The sequence below is a fragment of the Sinorhizobium sp. BJ1 genome (assembly GCF_002531555.1).
GTDB lineage: Bacteria > Pseudomonadota > Alphaproteobacteria > Rhizobiales > Rhizobiaceae > Sinorhizobium > Sinorhizobium fredii_B.
This window is the reverse complement of sequence record NZ_NWTH01000005.1, coordinates 296,920-311,634: the sequence shown is the minus strand read 5'-3', so window position 1 is coordinate 311,634 and position 14,715 is coordinate 296,920. Positions and strand designations below refer to the sequence as shown.

Here is a 14,715-nt window from a genome sequence, read left to right as displayed (position 1 = left end):
ACGGCTCGCGCGATAATTGGAGCGCGGGAGAGGCCGGCAGAGGACATGGTACTCGATCCTTTCCTATGGATGGTCCAATCATAAGATGGAGCGATCGCGATCTAGACCGGTAAGACTCGTCGCTTCTGATATCGACGGCACGCTGCTTGGCGATGACGCGGCTGCCGCACGCTTTCGGTTGACCTGGGAAGCGCTTTCCGAGGGCGAGCGCCCCCTTCTGATCTACAACAGCGCGCGTTCGTCCGAAGATATCCTGTCATTGGTCGACGCAAATCTATTGCCGGCGCCGGACTACGTGATCGGTGGCGTCGGCACGATGATGACCGAAGGGCGGATGCGCACGCGGATAGAGGCCTTCATCAAGGAGCTCGGTCCAGCCCTCGACCCGGCTGCCATCGCCGCGATCATCGGCTCGATCGAGGGTGCAATATTTCAGGTGACCGCGGACCAGAATCCGCATAAGGCGAGTTGGCACCTACATGATGCCGAGCAGGAACGCATCCACGACATCGCGGCACGATTGAGGAGCGCCGGGTTGGACGTGAAGCTGATCTATTCCAGCAGGCGTGATATCGATATATTGCCGCGCACCGGCGGCAAGGGCAGCGCGCTTGCCTGGATTTGCCGGGAGCTTGCAGTCGATCTCGACGAAGTGGTCGTCGCCGGCGACACCGGAAACGACCTGGAGATGTTCGAGATGCCGCTTGTCCGTGGCGTCGTCGTTGCCAACGCACTTGCCGAACTTTGCCGGGCCGTTGCCCAGGATCGCCGACACTATCTTGCCCGCGCCTCCCACGCCGACGGGGTGATCGAGGGCCTGCGCCACTTGGGTGTCGTGCGGTAGTTCCGGCCGAACGCCAAGCTGACAATGTCACTTCAGCGGCAGGTAGATTTCCGTCAGCAGCTCCGTCGGCGCCACTTCACGCGGATTGTTGAGGTATTTCTCGAACATGACGCTGTCACGGATTTCTCGGCCGGAGTTCGACAGCCAGGTCCCATAGAACCATTGATAGGCCTTCGGCATGTCGGCATAGGGCCCCTTATGCCGCAGCACGGCGTATTGCCCCCCGTCGATCGTCTGCGGCGTCAGCGGCGCCTCCGCCAACCGGTCTTCCTTTGTCGTGACGCAGGCGAAAGATCGGAGCTTGTCCGTCTCCACCAGTTCCGGATCATCCAGGTAGATGCCGATCATTTCCATCTCCGGCCGGAACAGGCCGCGCGCGAAGAGTGTGCCGTAGAGTGTCTCGAAGGCCTGACCGACGGCCATGTAAGAGCCGGAATGGGCAACGCCCAGCAAAGTCAGCGGATCTATCGTCCTCAGCGTAACGTCGTACATGACAGCATTTCCTTCCATCCAAGGGGTTTCAAAGGCTTTGTGGCTCCCCTCCTTCCTGTAGCGCGCCGGCGGAAGGCCAAAGACGGCCTTGAAGGTACGGTTGAAGGATTGAACATTCGGGTAGCCCGAGCGTCGCGCAATCGCGTCCACTGCGAGGTCGGTCTGGACGAGTTCTGCCGCCGCCCGCTGCAGCCGCAATCTCTTGACCGTCGCTGCCAAGGTCTCGCCGTGCACCGCCCGGTAGATGCGATGCCAGTGGTGCGGCGACAGGCAAGCGATCTCCGACAACCGATCGAGATCCAGCTCTTCGTCGAGATGTCCGTAGATATAGGCCGAGACGCGATGAAGCCGCCTCTCATATGTCGCCCATGCACCGCCCGTCATATCGAACCTTTCGCACTTCGCTCGAACACGTTCAAACCACGTATCGATTTGACAAATCCTGCTGATCTGAAGACCCGACCACCCGCTTGTACGGCATGGCGACTCAGATAGGCTGAGAATGCCCGGCACGTACGATTCCGCCAACGTGGCGGATCTGGAAAGTCTCGCCGATGTCCGATTCCCTCGTTCCGAAAACCGCCAGCGTCCTGGCCGAAGGATATGGCCTTGCCCGGCTGAAAGCGGACGCTTTCGCAGGCCTGACCGTCGCTATCGTTGCCTTGCCGCTCTCCATGGCAATCGCCATCGCCTCCGGCGTCACCCCCGATCGCGGCCTCTACACCGCGATTGTCGGCGGCTTCCTCGTTTCGCTCCTCGGCGGCAGCCGCGTCCAGATCGGCGGTCCGGCGGGTGCCTTCATCGTTCTCCTCGCCGAGACCGCCGCCCGGCACGGCATCGATGGCCTGTTGCTCGCGACTGCCATGGCCGGCGTCATGCTCGTTGCGGCCGGCTACTTACGCCTCGGGCAATACATCAAGTTCATCCCCTACCCCGTCACGGTCGGCTTCACGGCGGGCATTGCCGTGATCATCTTTGCCAGCCAGTTGCGCGACCTTTTCGGCCTGACGCTTCCGGGCGGCGAACCGGGACCGATTGTTGAAAAGATCATGGCACTCGGCCGGTCGGCCGACACGTCCAATTGGGCGGCAGTACTGACGGCTGCCCTGACCATCACCATCATTCTCGCGCTGCGCCGGCTGGCGCCGCATTGGCCCGGCATGCTGATCGCCGTCGCAGCGGCATCGATTGTCGTCGTCATCCTGCACCTGCCGACCGAAACGATAGGCACACGCTTCGGCGGTATTCCTCGCGGACTGCCGCTTCCGACCTTGCCGCCGCTGTCCTTCGAGAAGGCCGTCGCCGTCTTCCCGGATGCGGTCTCCTTCGCCCTTCTCGGCGCGATCGAATCCCTGCTTTCGGCCGTGGTCGCCGACGGCATGACGGGTCGCAGACATCGATCCAGCATGGAGTTGATTGCCCAGGGAATCGCCAATCTGTGTTCGGCGCTCTTCGGCGGCATTTGCGTGACCGGCACCATTGCCCGGACGGCGACGAATGTGCGGGCCGGAGGGACAAGCCCCTTCTCGGGCATGCTGCATTCCGCCTTTTTTCTTCTCTTCATGCTGCTCGCAGCACCACTCGCAAGCTATATCCCGCTCGCCTCGCTTGCGGGCGTGCTCGCCGTCGTCGCCTGGAACATGATCGAGAAGCCCGCCTTCATGGCGCTCTTGCGATCCTCCTACGGTGACGCCGTCGTGCTGCTCGCCACCTTTCTCATCGTCGTCTTCCGCGAGCTGACGGAAGGGATCGTAGTCGGCGTCGCACTAGGCGCCGTCCTGTTCATCAATCGAATGGCGAGAAGCATCGCAGTCGGCGAAACGAAGCCGCTCGCGATGCTGCAGTCGGCGAACGGCGAAGAGCACCCGGTCATCGCCGATGATCCGGATACGGTGATTTATCGGATCTCGGGTATCTTCTTCTTCGGCTCGGCGGCCACCGTTGCCGCAGTGCTCGACCGGATCGCCGACCAGCGCCGAAACTTCATTCTCGACTGCTCCGAAGTCCCCTTCATGGATTCGACCGCCGCCAACGTCATCGAAGGTACGTTGCGCAAGGCGGAGAGGATCGGCGTGCACTTCATCATCGTCGGGGCCAATACGCAGGTTCGCCGCGCCCTCTATCAGCACCACGTTCGTCCGCCGCGCGTCTTGATGCGCGCCTCTATCCAGGCGGCGCTCGAAACCATCCGCAGCGAAAAAGGCGCATGAAAAAGGGCGCCGCAGCGCCCTTCCGTCTGTCTTTTCTCAATGCTGTTCAGCCGGCTAGTGCGACGGCGACCGCCTCGATCGCTTCGGCGGCGCGCCCGCCATCCGGGCCGCCGGCCTGGGCCATATCGGGTCGTCCGCCGCCCCCCTTGCCGCCGAGCGCGGCTGAGGCGACACGCACCAGATCGATGGCGCTGACCTTGGAGGTGAGATCGTCCGTGACGGCCACCACCGCGCTGGCCTTCCCGTCGCCCGTGACGCCGACGAAGGCGACGACACCGGAACCGAGCGTCTTCTTGCCGTCATCGGCTAGGCTTTTCAGGTCCTTCGCCTCGACGCCGGAAACGACCTTGCCGAGGAACCGGACGCCGCCGATCTCGCGGGCCGCATCGCCCGAGCCATTCTGGCCGTCGCCGACGAGCGCGAGTTTCTTCTTGGCTTCGGTGAGTTCGCGTTCGAGCTTGCGTCGCTCGTCGAGGAGTGCCTCGACCCGACCAAGAACATCCCCGGCCTGTACCTTCAGCGCAGCCGCCAGCGTCTTGACGCGCTCATCCTGTTCGTTGAGGTAAGCCCGGGCCGCTTCGCCGGTCAGCGCCTCGACGCGGCGTACGCCGGCGCCCACCGCGCTTTCCGAGACGACGCGCACCAGGCCGATGTCGCCGGTTGCGGAGACGTGCGTGCCGCCGCAGAGTTCGACCGAATAGGGTTTTCCGGCCTTCGAGCCGCGAATGCCTTGGCCCATCGCTACGACGCGGACCTCGTCGCCGTATTTCTCGCCGAAAAGTGCCATGGCGCCCTCGGCGATCGCATCGTCCACGCTCATCAGCCGAGTCGTGACTGGCGTATTCTGGACGATGATCTCGTTCGCCATCTCCTCGACTTCCTTCAGTTCCTCCGCCGACATCGGCTTTGGATGGGAAACGTCGAAGCGCAGCCGCTCGGGTGCGACGAGCGAACCCTTTTGCGCCACGTGGGTGCCAAGCACCTCGCGCAGCGCCTCATGCAGCAGGTGGGTTGCAGAATGGTTGGCGCGCAGGCGCGCACGGCGCGCATGGTCAACGGTGAGTGCGGCCGCCTCGCCCGTCTTCAGAATGCCTTCCGCTACCACGCCATAATGGACGAAGAGCCCTTCGCCGCGTTTCTGCGTGTCGTTGACCGTAAGTTTCCCCGTTTCGGTGGCGATCACGCCGGTATCGCCCACCTGCCCGCCGGATTCTCCGTAGAAGGGTGTCTGGTTCAGGATCAACTGGACACTCTCGCCTTTGGTGGCGGACTCAACGACTGCGCCATCGCGGACGATTGCCTGGATCACGGCCTCAGCCGATTCCGTGTCGTAGCCGAGGAAGTCGGTCGCGCCGTGCTTCTCCTTCAGTTCGAACCAGATCGTCTCGGTGGCGGCTTCGCCGGAGCCGGCCCAATTGGCCCGCGCTTCGGCTTTCTGCCGATCCATGGCAACCGAAAACGCGTCAGTATCGACGGTGATGCCCTTGGCGCGCAGCGCATCCTGCGTCAGGTCGAGCGGGAAACCGTAGGTGTCGTAGAGCTTGAAAGCCGTTTCGCCATCGAACTGGTCACCCTCGGAAAGGCCGGCCGAAGCGTCTGCGAGCAGGTTCAAGCCGCGCTCCAGCGTCTTGCGGAAACGGGTTTCTTCGAGCTTCAGCGTTTCGGAGATCAGCGCTTCGGCGCGGACCAGTTCCGGATAGGCCCGGCCCATCTGGCCGACAAGCGCCGGCAAGAGCTTCCACATCAGCGGATCCTGCGCGCCGAGGAGCTGCGCATGACGCATGGCGCGGCGCATGATGCGGCGCAGCACATAACCGCGCCCCTCGTTCGAAGGCAGGACGCCGTCGGCGATCAGGAACGCGGAGGAACGCAGATGGTCGGCGATGACGCGGTGGCTCGCTCGACGGTCACCCTCGGCCTTGACGCCGGTCGCTTCCTCGGAGGCAGCAATCAGTGCGCGGAACAGATCGATGTCATAATTGTCGTGCTGGCCCTGCAGCACCGCGGCGAGGCGCTCCAGACCCATGCCTGTATCGATCGACGGGCGCGGCAGGTCGACACGCTCTTCTTTCGTGATCTGCTCGTATTGCATGAAGACGAGGTTCCAGATCTCGATGAACCGGTCGCCATCTTCCTCGGCCGAGCCGGGCGGCCCACCCCAGATCTGCTGGCCGTGGTCGTAGAAGATTTCCGAGCACGGACCGCAGGGGCCGGTATCGCCCATGGCCCAGAAGTTGTCGCTGGTCGGAATGCGGATGATGCGGTCGTCACCGAAACCGGCGATCTTCTTCCAAAGGCCAAAGGCTTCATCGTCGGTGTGATAGACGGTGACGAGCAGGCGCTTGGCGTCGAGACCGTATTCCTTGGTGATCAGGTTCCAGGCGAGCTCAATCGCGCGCTCCTTGAAATAGTCGCCGAAGGAGAAGTTGCCGAGCATCTCGAAGAAGGTGTGATGCCGGGCCGTATAGCCGACATTATCGAGGTCGTTGTGCTTGCCGCCGGCGCGCACGCATTTCTGCGACGTTGCCGCCGTCGTATACGGACGCTGCTCGAGGCCTGTGAAGACGTTCTTGAATTGCACCATGCCGGCATTGGTGAACATCAATGTCGGGTCGTTACGCGGCACCAGAGGGCTCGACGGCACGATTTCGTGACCGTTCTTGCGGAAATAGTCGAGGAACATCGACCGGATTTCATTCACGCCGCTCATCTTGCGTCCTATCTGTGCACATACCCGGCTGCAACCCACACGTTTTCCGCGCTTTGAGCCGTTATCTTTCAATCCCGCGTCTATCACCCATAAACGCCTGCCCCGATGACGCCGCCATCGGAACCACAGGCTTTTATCGTTCGCATATCATGCTGTCCAGACGGCAGCAAAAACCGGCCGATCTGACCGACGGCCGGTTGATGCAGCATCCAAACCCGAAGCAGCTCCTACATGTCGGCCGCTTCGTCGCCTTCGCTCTCCGGCCCGCCATTCTCGAGGAACCGATCGGCGATGAGCCCGGCGTTCTGCCGCAAGGACATCTCGATCTCGCGGGCCAGATCCGGGTTTTCGCGCAGGAAAAGCTTGGCGTTTTCGCGGCCTTGGCCCAAACGCTGGCTGTTGTAGGAGAACCAAGCCCCGGATTTCTCGACGATACCTGCCTTGACGCCGAGGTCGATGAGTTCGCCGGTCTTGGAAACGCCCTCACCATACATGATATCGAACTCGACCTGCTTGAAGGGCGGCGCCATCTTGTTCTTGACGACCTTAACACGCGTCTGGTTGCCGACGACTTCCTCGCGCTCCTTGACCGAGCCGATGCGGCGGATGTCGAGGCGGACCGAGGCGTAGAATTTCAGCGCGTTGCCGCCCGTCGTCGTTTCCGGCGAACCGAACATAACGCCGATCTTCATGCGGATCTGGTTGATGAAGATCACCATGCAGTTGGACTTGGAGATCGATGCCGTCAGCTTGCGCAGCGCCTGGCTCATCAGGCGGGCCTGCATGCCCGGCAGGCTGTCGCCCATCTCGCCTTCGATTTCAGCACGCGGCACGAGTGCTGCAACCGAGTCGACGACGAGCACATCGATTGCGCCGGAGCGAACCAAGGTGTCGGTGATTTCGAGCGCCTGCTCGCCCGTATCGGGCTGTGAGATCAGCAGGTTTTCGAGATCGACGCCCAATTTGCGCGCATATATCGGATCGAGCGCGTGTTCGGCGTCGACAAACCCGCAGATGCCGCCTTTCTTTTGCGCCTCGGCAATGGTCTGCAGCGCCAAAGTCGTCTTGCCCGAGCTCTCCGGCCCGTAGATCTCAATAACACGCCCCTTTGGCAGGCCGCCGATGCCGAGCGCGATATCGAGGCCGAGCGACCCGGTCGAGACGGTTTCGATCTCGACGACGCTGTCCTTCGATCCGAGCTTCATGATCGATCCCTTGCCGAACGAACGTTCGATCTGGGAAAGAGCCGCTTCAAGTGCCTTGCTTTTGTCCACCGATTTGTCCTCTACGAGCCGCAAAGAGTTTTGTGCCATTGGTCCACCTTTAGGTTATTGGAGCTATCGAGGCAATGAAGCCGCCGCAGGAGTTTTTGTACATGTTTTGTTCCGATTTGGCAATGACGCTTCAAGCAACTGAATAATAAGGATTATCTCCAGAGTGTTCGATTCCTGTTCACGGGATGTTGTACTCCGTTTCCAGAAATTGTCCGGCGGTTCAGTCTGACGTCTCGCCAATGGGCCGATTCGCCGATAGAGGTGTTCAAATGACGAAGCGGGAAATTGCCGTTCTGGGCGGCGCCCATATCGACCGGCGCGGCCGTATCAGCGACACGACCGTCCCGGGTGCGAGCAACCCCGGAACATGGTTCGAGGAAGCGGGAGGCGGCGGCTTCAACGCCGCCAGAAATCTCGCGCGTCTTGGCCATCGGGTGCGGATGATCAGCCCGCGCGGCGGCGATTCCGCCGGCGAGACGGTGGCAGCCGCAGCCGCAGCGGCGGGCGTGATCGATTGTCCGTTCACCTTTCTCGACCGGAAGACGCCGAGCTATACGGCGATCCTCGAAAAGGATGGCAACCTGGTGATCGCGCTTGCCGATATGGATCTTTACGCGTTGTTCTCGCCGCGCCGGCTGCAGCAGCGCGCGACGCGCGAACTCCTCGCGGCGAGCGATCTCGTGCTCGCGGACGCCAACCTGCCACAAGAGACGCTGACGGCGCTGGTCGAGGCGACCGCCGGAACGAACCGGATCCTGGCCGGCATCGCCGTTTCACCGGCCAAGGTTGTCCGCTACAGCCAATGCCTGGCCGGGCTCGACTTCCTCTTCATGAACGAAGCGGAGGCCCGTGCCCTGACGGGCGCCGAGGCTGCCGCCGCCGAGGAATGGCCGTCACTGCTGCGTTCCGCGGGCCTTTCCGGCGGCGTCGTAACTCGCGGCGGCAAGGCTGCGGTGGCCTTCGACCGCGAGACCGCCTGCCTGGCCGTACCGCCTGCCCTGCCCGCGCTTGCCGACGTGACCGGCGCCGGTGACGCTCTGGCGTCGGGCTTTCTTGCCGCCCTGCTCGACGGTATCGGTCTTGCCGGGTGCCTCCGGCATGGCATCGCCGCCGCCATATTAACACTCCACTCGCCCTTCGCCGCCGCTGTAGAGATGTCGCCGGGCAATCTTGCACGGGTGCTGACCCTTGTGCCGGAGCCGCAAATGCTGTCATGAAATCGGCAGCCGAACTCCAGGCGGGAAGCGGAAAAATGCACGGCAATTTTCCGCCACGCCCCACTCATTGGAAGCGAAAGACCATGACAAGACCCACCTCGCCCCTCCTGCCCATTGAATATTCCGATGAAGTCGCATCCGCCAAGGCGCGCGGCGCGCCGATCGTGGCGCTGGAATCGACGATCATCACGCACGGCATGCCTTATCCGGGCAATCTAGACATGGCGCGCAGCGTCGAGGCAATCATCCGCGACCAGGGGGCGGTGCCCGCCACCATCGCGGTAATCCATGGCATTCTTCACATCGGTCTCGATGACACGAAGCTGGAGGCGCTCGCGAAAACCCAGGGAGCCATGAAGCTGTCGCGCGCCGACCTCGCCTTTGCACTCGCCGAGCGCCGCACGGGAGCCACGACGGTCGCAGCAACAATGATCGCCGCCGCCCGCGCCGGCATCAGCGTCTTTGCGACCGGTGGCATCGGCGGTGTCCACCGCGGAGCCGAACAGAGCTTCGACATCTCCGCCGATCTGGACGAACTCGCCCGGACCGGCGTGATCGTCGTCTGCGCCGGCGCCAAGGCCATTCTCGACATACCGAAGACGCTCGAAGTGCTGGAAACGAGAGGCGTCCCGGTCGTCACCTATGACAGCGAGACCTTCCCCGCCTTCTGGTCGCGCGATTCCGGCATCAAGAGCCCACTGATGCTGAACAGCCCGGCGGCTATCGCCAACTTCCAGCGGATGCGTGACGTGCTCGGGGTCGAAGGCGGCATGCTGGTCGCCAATCCGGTTCCGGAAGAAAGCGAGATTCCGCGCGAGGAGATGGAAATCTACATCGCGCGTGCGCTGGACAATGCGGCGAGCGACGAGATCTCCGGCAAGGCGGTGACGCCCTATCTGCTCGACAACCTCTATCACATGACCGAGGGTCGAAGCCTCGAGACCAACATTGCCCTCGTCGAGAACAACGCGCGCCTCGCAGCCGAAATCGCCGTCGCCTTGGCGGCAAGCAAGGCGAAATAGAAGACCTCTGCGCCCGGCGCAAAAGCGTCGGGCCATCTTCCGGACTACCGCAGAGCCTTAGGAATCCAGCATTTCACGGACGGCCACCGCCAATTGCTTCAGAGAGAAGGGCTTCGGCAGGAAGCCGAACTTGGCATCGGCCGGCAGGTTGCGGGCAAAGGCATCCTCCGCATAGCCCGACACGAAGATGAACTTCAGATCCGGGTATTTCTTCCGCAATTCGCGCAAGAGCGTCGGCCCGTCCATCTCCGGCATCACCACATCCGAAACGACGATATCGACCGCGCCGTCGAGCTCCTCCATAATCTCGAGCGCTTCGACGCCCGATCCCGCCTCATGGACCGTGTAGCCGCGTGTCTCGAGCATCCGCTTGCCGCCGCGACGCACCGCTTCCTCGTCCTCGACAAGGAGCACCACGGCGGAATCGCCGGTGAGATCCGTAGGCTCCGTCTGCGCGGCCAGTGTCGCTGCATCGCTTGCCGGCGCCCGCGCTTCCTTGACCGGCGCGCCGCCGGATACGGACTCTTCGCCGGTCTCGGCAACTTCCACATAGCGCGGCAACAGAATACGGAAGGTCGTGCCCTTGCCGACCTCCGACTCCGGATAGATATAGCCGCCGGACTGCTTGACGATGCCATAAACCATCGAAAGCCCGAGGCCCGTACCCTTGCCCACCTCCTTCGTCGTGAAGAAAGGCTCGAAGATCTTGTCCAAGATCTCCGCCGGAATACCCGTGCCCTGGTCGGAGACTTCGACCATGACGAAGTCGTCTTCCGGCAGTTCTCGACGTGCGAGCGCGGCGACTTCGCCCGCCGGCAGGTTTCGCGTCCGGAGCGTGATGATTCCGCCCTCGGGCATGGCGTCGCGGGCATTCACAGCCAGGTTGAGCAGCACCTGTTCGAACTGGCCGAGATCGGTCCTTACCGGCCAGAGGTCACGACCATAGTCCACCTCCACCTTGACGTTGGTGCCGGTCATCCGATCGACGAGCATCCTGAGATCGCCGATGACATCGGTGAGATTGAGGACGGTCGGCCGCATCGTCTGCTTGCGGGAGAAGGCGAGCAATTGCCGCACCAGGACGGCGGCGCGGTTGGCATTGCGCTTGATTTCCATCAGGTCGGCGAACGTCGCATCCGCCGGCCGCGCCGAGAGCAGCAGATGGTCGGCAGAAAGCAATATTGCCGTCAGCACATTGTTGAAGTCGTGCGCGATGCCGCCGGCGAGCGTTCCTACGGCATTCATCTTCTGCGTCTGCGCCATCTGGTTCTCGAGCGCCTTCTGCTCGGTGATCTCCAGCGCATAGACGATCGCCGCTTCTTCCGGTGCCTGGTCGCTCTGGTCGATGACGGCATTCACGTAGAAGCGGAAGTGGCGTCCTTCATCCGCCGGGTGCAGCGAGTCGATCGGCGCTATGTCGCCTTGCCGGTCCTTCGCCGCGGCGAGCGCCTCTTCGAGCTGGCCCCGCACGGCTTCGTGCATAACCGCGTCGATCAGCAGGCCGCGCTCGACGTCGTCCTGCGAAACAAGGCCGGCAAAAAGCTTCAGGAACGGGGCGTTGGTTCTGAGAATCCGCCCGTCACCGTCCACCGAGGCGATGGCCATCGGCGTGTTGTTGAAGAAGCGCGTGAACCGCATCGCCGCATTCGAGGCCGACTGATCGCCCTCGTCGCCCTCGCGGGACATGACAATCGTCCTGCTTTCCCCGGGCGCGCCGTCGCGGGTCGAGGAAACACGGTGGACCAGTCTTACCGGCAGGCTCTGGCCGTTCCCCTTGCGCAGGTCGAGATCCAGAACCTTGGTCTTCTTGAGGCCGGGCTCGGCCTGGACGGACTGAATGAGCGCAAGTCCCTCGCCCGCGACGAGATCGGCGATGCTGATCGATCCCGGCTGAAATTTCGTAAGGTCGATCCCCAGCCAATCGGCAAGCGTAGCGTTGATATAGAAGATCTCGCCCTTGCGCCCGGCGGAGAAAAAGCCCGCCGGCGCGTGGTCGAGATAGTCGATGGCGTTCTGCAACTCCTTGAAAAAGCGTTCCTGATCGTCGCGCTCTGCCGTTATATCGGCAATCTGCCACAGATAGAGCGGGTTGCTGTCGGCGTCCTCCAGCGGCAGCACCCGCGCCTTCAGTCGAAACCAATGCGCTCCTGAACCCGTCATCGCGCCATTTGCCAGAGGCTTCAGCAGGCGGAATTCCTCGTGCCCCTGCTTGCCCTCGTGCAGTCCGTTGGTCAGCCGGTAGATCGCCTCGGTCGCCTCCCTGTTGCGCGACAGGATGGTTTCCAGCGATTGGATTCCGGCGGCACCTTTAGCGCCAGTCAGGGCGCCGTAGGCCGCGTTCGCGTAGACGATGCGTCCCTTGCGGTCGGTCACCACGGTGCCGTCCTCATGGGCATCGACAAAGGCGCGGGCCAGTTCATCCGGTCGGGATTGCGGCATGACCTCGATGAAACCGATCACTGACGAAACCAGGAAGAATATCCCGACCATCGCCAGCACGCCGAGAATACCGAGGACGATCTCGTTCTCGAGCTGGTTCTTGAAAACGACGAAGGCGGCAGCGGACGCGGTCAACACGATTGCCAGCACGATGATCCTGAACACAGTACCCGGCCGTACGCCCCGGTCAACGACCGGCATCTGGTAGTCACCTGATTGCCGTAATTTCGTCATCGGGTCCTCACCTGCTGGCGGGATCGTCCGCCGCTACACCGGTACCCCGCTGACTTGCCGCGCCACGCATCCCGCGGACGCACAAGGGCCACCGTAATCCTTTGAATTGCCGCATAATTTATCCCTAAAACCGACCCGGTTTAAGGTCCTATGCAGTTGCCGGCATCCGATAATGCTTTGCGAGACTCAAGTGTGTCGCATCCGCTTCGTCGAACTGGAATCATCTTTAACAATCAGAGATAACAGCAGAAAGCGTCTCGACGGAAGCGCAGAGGTCAATTCACAGGGAATGTCGGACGCAACCTTGTCCCGGCCCGAAAAAAGCCGTCAAATGTTGCAATTCGACCGGTAAAAGGAGTTCAGCCCATGATGGAAACGTTGGTCGGGGACAACGGTAGCCGATTCATCATCGCCGCCGGAGCCGTCGCCATCGGCCTCCTGTGTCTCGTGGCGGTGCTCTGGATCATGCGGACCAGACCCTCGTCTCCCTTCGTGCGCGGTGGCAAGAACCGACAGCCGCGGCTCGCCGTGCTCGATGCCGCCGCCGTCGATACGCGCCGGCGGCTCGTGCTCGTCCGCCGCGACGATGTCGAGCATCTGATCATGATCGGCGGGCCCACGGATATCGTCATCGAAAGCCGCATCGTGCCCGATGACGCGACGCCGACCGCGAGCCCCGTTCGCGCGGCGGCGGAACAGCAGACCGGCAAGCCCGCGGCCGCGCCGGAGCAATCCGTCTCGGCACCTCAACCGGTCGCGCCCCCCACACCTGCGGAAACCGAAAAGATAGAACCGATCCGGTCCGTGGGGCCGGATGAGACGCCGCGCGCCGCGCCCGTCCGAGAGCCACCGAAGGCCGAGGCGACCCTGCAGCAGCGTCCCATGCCTGTCGAACCGCCGCCTCGGCCGGAACCCGCCGTCAGGACCGCCCCCCCCGCCCCGGCGATCGCTCCGGTGTCCGCCGTCGAATCGCCCCAGGAAACCCTAAGGGCGGCGCGCGACCGAATTCTTCCGATGACCCACCCCTTGCGTGAGGAGCGGTTTCCGCAGCCGGTAGCAGCGGCGCCGGAGGCTCCACGACCCGTCCAGATCCCGCCCGCCCCGGCCCGGCCGGCCGAGCCGGTGGTCGCCGAACCGGTTGCCATTGACAAGCCGGTCGCCGTTGACAAAGCAGCGGATTTCGAACGATTCCTCGATGCGGAAATCAGCGGCGATCTCCAGCGGCTTTCACCCACAGTGACGCCGAGGCCGGAAGTCCGCCCGACAGCAGTCACCCGCCAGGAACCGGTACTCGGCCCGGCACGAGAAGACAGCCGCAAGGAAGAGACGATCGAGGAAGAGATGAGCCGCATGCTGGCTGACATTTCCGCTGGCCGCAAACCCTGACTGGCGAAGCATGCATTTCTGCTGCTTCTGGACGTCTTGGCCCACACGCAAAGAAAAGTCGATAACGCAAAGAAAAACGGCGCGACCAAGCCGCGCCGTTCTCATAAGTCTGGAAAACCGGGCCTACTCGTCGCGATAGACCTTCTCGCGACGCTCGTGACGCTCCTGGGCTTCGATCGAAAGCGTCGCAATCGGCCTGGCGTCCAAGCGCTTCAGGCCGATCGGTTCACCCGTTTCCTCGCAATAGCCATAGGTGCCTTCGTCGAGGCGCTGCAAGGCGGCGTCGATCTTGGCGATCAGCTTCCGTTGGCGATCCCGGGCACGCAATTCGATCGCCCGGTCTGTTTCTGAGGAGGCTCGGTCTGCGAGATCCGGATGATTGGCGCTTTCCTCAGCCAGGTGATCAAGCGTCTCGCGGGCTTCGCGAAGGATATCGTTTTTCCAGGCATTCAGCTTTGCACGAAAATATGCCCGATGATTGGCATTCATAAAATCCTCGTCCTCGGAGAGGACATAGGTACTAAGATCGATCTTCTCACTCAACGCGATTCTCCTGAAGAACATCTCATTGCGGCGGTGTATAGACCTATGAAGGGCGCGATTCAAGCCTCGCCGACGACACCTCCGCTTATTTTAACAATGCTTTCATTCCAGGCTAACTGGCGAATATTTCACCAAAAATACACATGAAACGCCTTTCATAATATTCCGCTGGCGCTCGACGGCAACCCTGGGTGATGCCGGCCCAGCAGTTCAACCACATGGCCAATTGCGACGTTCGGTGTGCGGCGTGCGTCATATCAACGGCAGTGAGATTACCGAACGAAAACCGTGGAGAACGGCTTGATCTTTGCGCCGACAGGGAGACAAGTTACCAATGCGACGGT

The 14,715-nt window shown here is 62.4% G+C and carries 10 protein-coding genes; 5 read left to right on the top strand and 5 right to left on the bottom strand.

The window, feature by feature from the left end; genetic code table 11:
* Positions 1-85: 85 nt before the first annotated feature.
* Positions 86-844, top strand: a complete 759-nt coding sequence (locus CO676_RS09925; protein WP_245424289.1) for an HAD-IIB family hydrolase — start codon at positions 86-88, stop codon at positions 842-844.
* A 27-nt stretch (positions 845-871) separates the two neighbouring features.
* Here CO676_RS09925 and CO676_RS09920 read toward each other — a convergent pair whose 3' ends face one another.
* Entirely contained in the window at positions 872-1,720 is an 849-nt protein-coding gene (locus CO676_RS09920; protein WP_014764745.1) for an AraC family transcriptional regulator, read from the bottom strand.
* 170 nt (positions 1,721-1,890) lie between these two features.
* Here CO676_RS09920 and CO676_RS09915 point away from each other — a divergent pair, with 170 nt between their 5' ends.
* Entirely contained in the window at positions 1,891-3,546 is a 1,656-nt protein-coding gene (locus tag CO676_RS09915; RefSeq protein WP_097520646.1) for a SulP family inorganic anion transporter, read from the top strand.
* 46 nt (positions 3,547-3,592) lie between these two features.
* On the opposite strand, the gene alaS is transcribed toward CO676_RS09915, so the two are convergent.
* Positions 3,593-6,256, bottom strand: coding sequence for an alanine--tRNA ligase (gene alaS / locus CO676_RS09910; RefSeq protein ID WP_041414445.1), 2,664 nt, complete (start codon positions 6,254-6,256; stop codon positions 3,593-3,595).
* 227 nt (positions 6,257-6,483) lie between these two features.
* Positions 6,484-7,569 (bottom strand): recombinase RecA, encoded by a 1,086-nt coding sequence (gene recA / locus CO676_RS09905; RefSeq protein WP_014764748.1) that lies wholly within the window; start codon positions 7,567-7,569, stop codon positions 6,484-6,486.
* Between the two features lie 230 nt (positions 7,570-7,799).
* On the opposite strand from recA, the gene CO676_RS09900 reads away from it, so the two are divergent.
* Both CO676_RS09900 and CO676_RS09895 read left to right on the top strand, forming a co-directional pair.
* Positions 7,800-8,747 (top strand): carbohydrate kinase family protein, encoded by a 948-nt coding sequence (locus CO676_RS09900; RefSeq protein ID WP_097520644.1) that lies wholly within the window; start codon positions 7,800-7,802, stop codon positions 8,745-8,747.
* An 83-nt stretch (positions 8,748-8,830) separates the two neighbouring features.
* On the top strand, positions 8,831-9,769 hold the full coding sequence (locus CO676_RS09895; RefSeq protein ID WP_097520831.1) for a pseudouridine-5'-phosphate glycosidase: 939 nt from the start codon (positions 8,831-8,833) through the stop codon (positions 9,767-9,769).
* A 57-nt stretch (positions 9,770-9,826) separates the two neighbouring features.
* On the opposite strand, the gene CO676_RS09890 is transcribed toward CO676_RS09895, so the two are convergent.
* Entirely contained in the window at positions 9,827-12,442 is a 2,616-nt protein-coding gene (locus tag CO676_RS09890) for a PAS domain-containing sensor histidine kinase (protein WP_097520642.1), read from the bottom strand.
* A 366-nt stretch (positions 12,443-12,808) separates the two neighbouring features.
* Here CO676_RS09890 and CO676_RS09885 point away from each other — a divergent pair, with 366 nt between their 5' ends.
* Positions 12,809-13,828: a flagellar biosynthetic protein FliO gene (locus CO676_RS09885; protein ID WP_097520640.1), complete on the top strand. Its 1,020-nt coding sequence runs from the start codon at positions 12,809-12,811 to the stop codon at positions 13,826-13,828.
* 123 nt (positions 13,829-13,951) lie between these two features.
* Here CO676_RS09885 and dksA read toward each other — a convergent pair whose 3' ends face one another.
* Positions 13,952-14,371, bottom strand: a complete 420-nt coding sequence (gene dksA, locus CO676_RS09880; RefSeq protein WP_012708186.1) for an RNA polymerase-binding protein DksA — start codon at positions 14,369-14,371, stop codon at positions 13,952-13,954.
* Between the last annotated feature and the right edge of the window lie 344 nt (positions 14,372-14,715).

What these genes read in the sequence shown, in the direction of transcription:
- CO676_RS09925 (WP_245424289.1), top strand. Translation starts at nt 86, where the DNA reads ATGGAGCGATCGCGATCTAGACCGGTAAGACTCGTCGCTTCTGATATC.
- CO676_RS09920 (WP_014764745.1), bottom strand. Translation starts at nt 1,720, where the DNA reads ATGACGGGCGGTGCATGGGCGACATATGAGAGGCGGCTTCATCGCGTC.
- CO676_RS09915 (WP_097520646.1), top strand. Translation starts at nt 1,891, where the DNA reads ATGTCCGATTCCCTCGTTCCGAAAACCGCCAGCGTCCTGGCCGAAGGA.
- alaS (WP_041414445.1), bottom strand. Translation starts at nt 6,256, where the DNA reads ATGAGCGGCGTGAATGAAATCCGGTCGATGTTCCTCGACTATTTCCGC.
- recA (WP_014764748.1), bottom strand. Translation starts at nt 7,569, where the DNA reads ATGGCACAAAACTCTTTGCGGCTCGTAGAGGACAAATCGGTGGACAAA.
- CO676_RS09900 (WP_097520644.1), top strand. Translation starts at nt 7,800, where the DNA reads ATGACGAAGCGGGAAATTGCCGTTCTGGGCGGCGCCCATATCGACCGG.
- CO676_RS09895 (WP_097520831.1), top strand. Translation starts at nt 8,831, where the DNA reads ATGACAAGACCCACCTCGCCCCTCCTGCCCATTGAATATTCCGATGAA.
- CO676_RS09890 (WP_097520642.1), bottom strand. Translation starts at nt 12,442, where the DNA reads ATGACGAAATTACGGCAATCAGGTGACTACCAGATGCCGGTCGTTGAC.
- CO676_RS09885 (WP_097520640.1), top strand. Translation starts at nt 12,809, where the DNA reads ATGATGGAAACGTTGGTCGGGGACAACGGTAGCCGATTCATCATCGCC.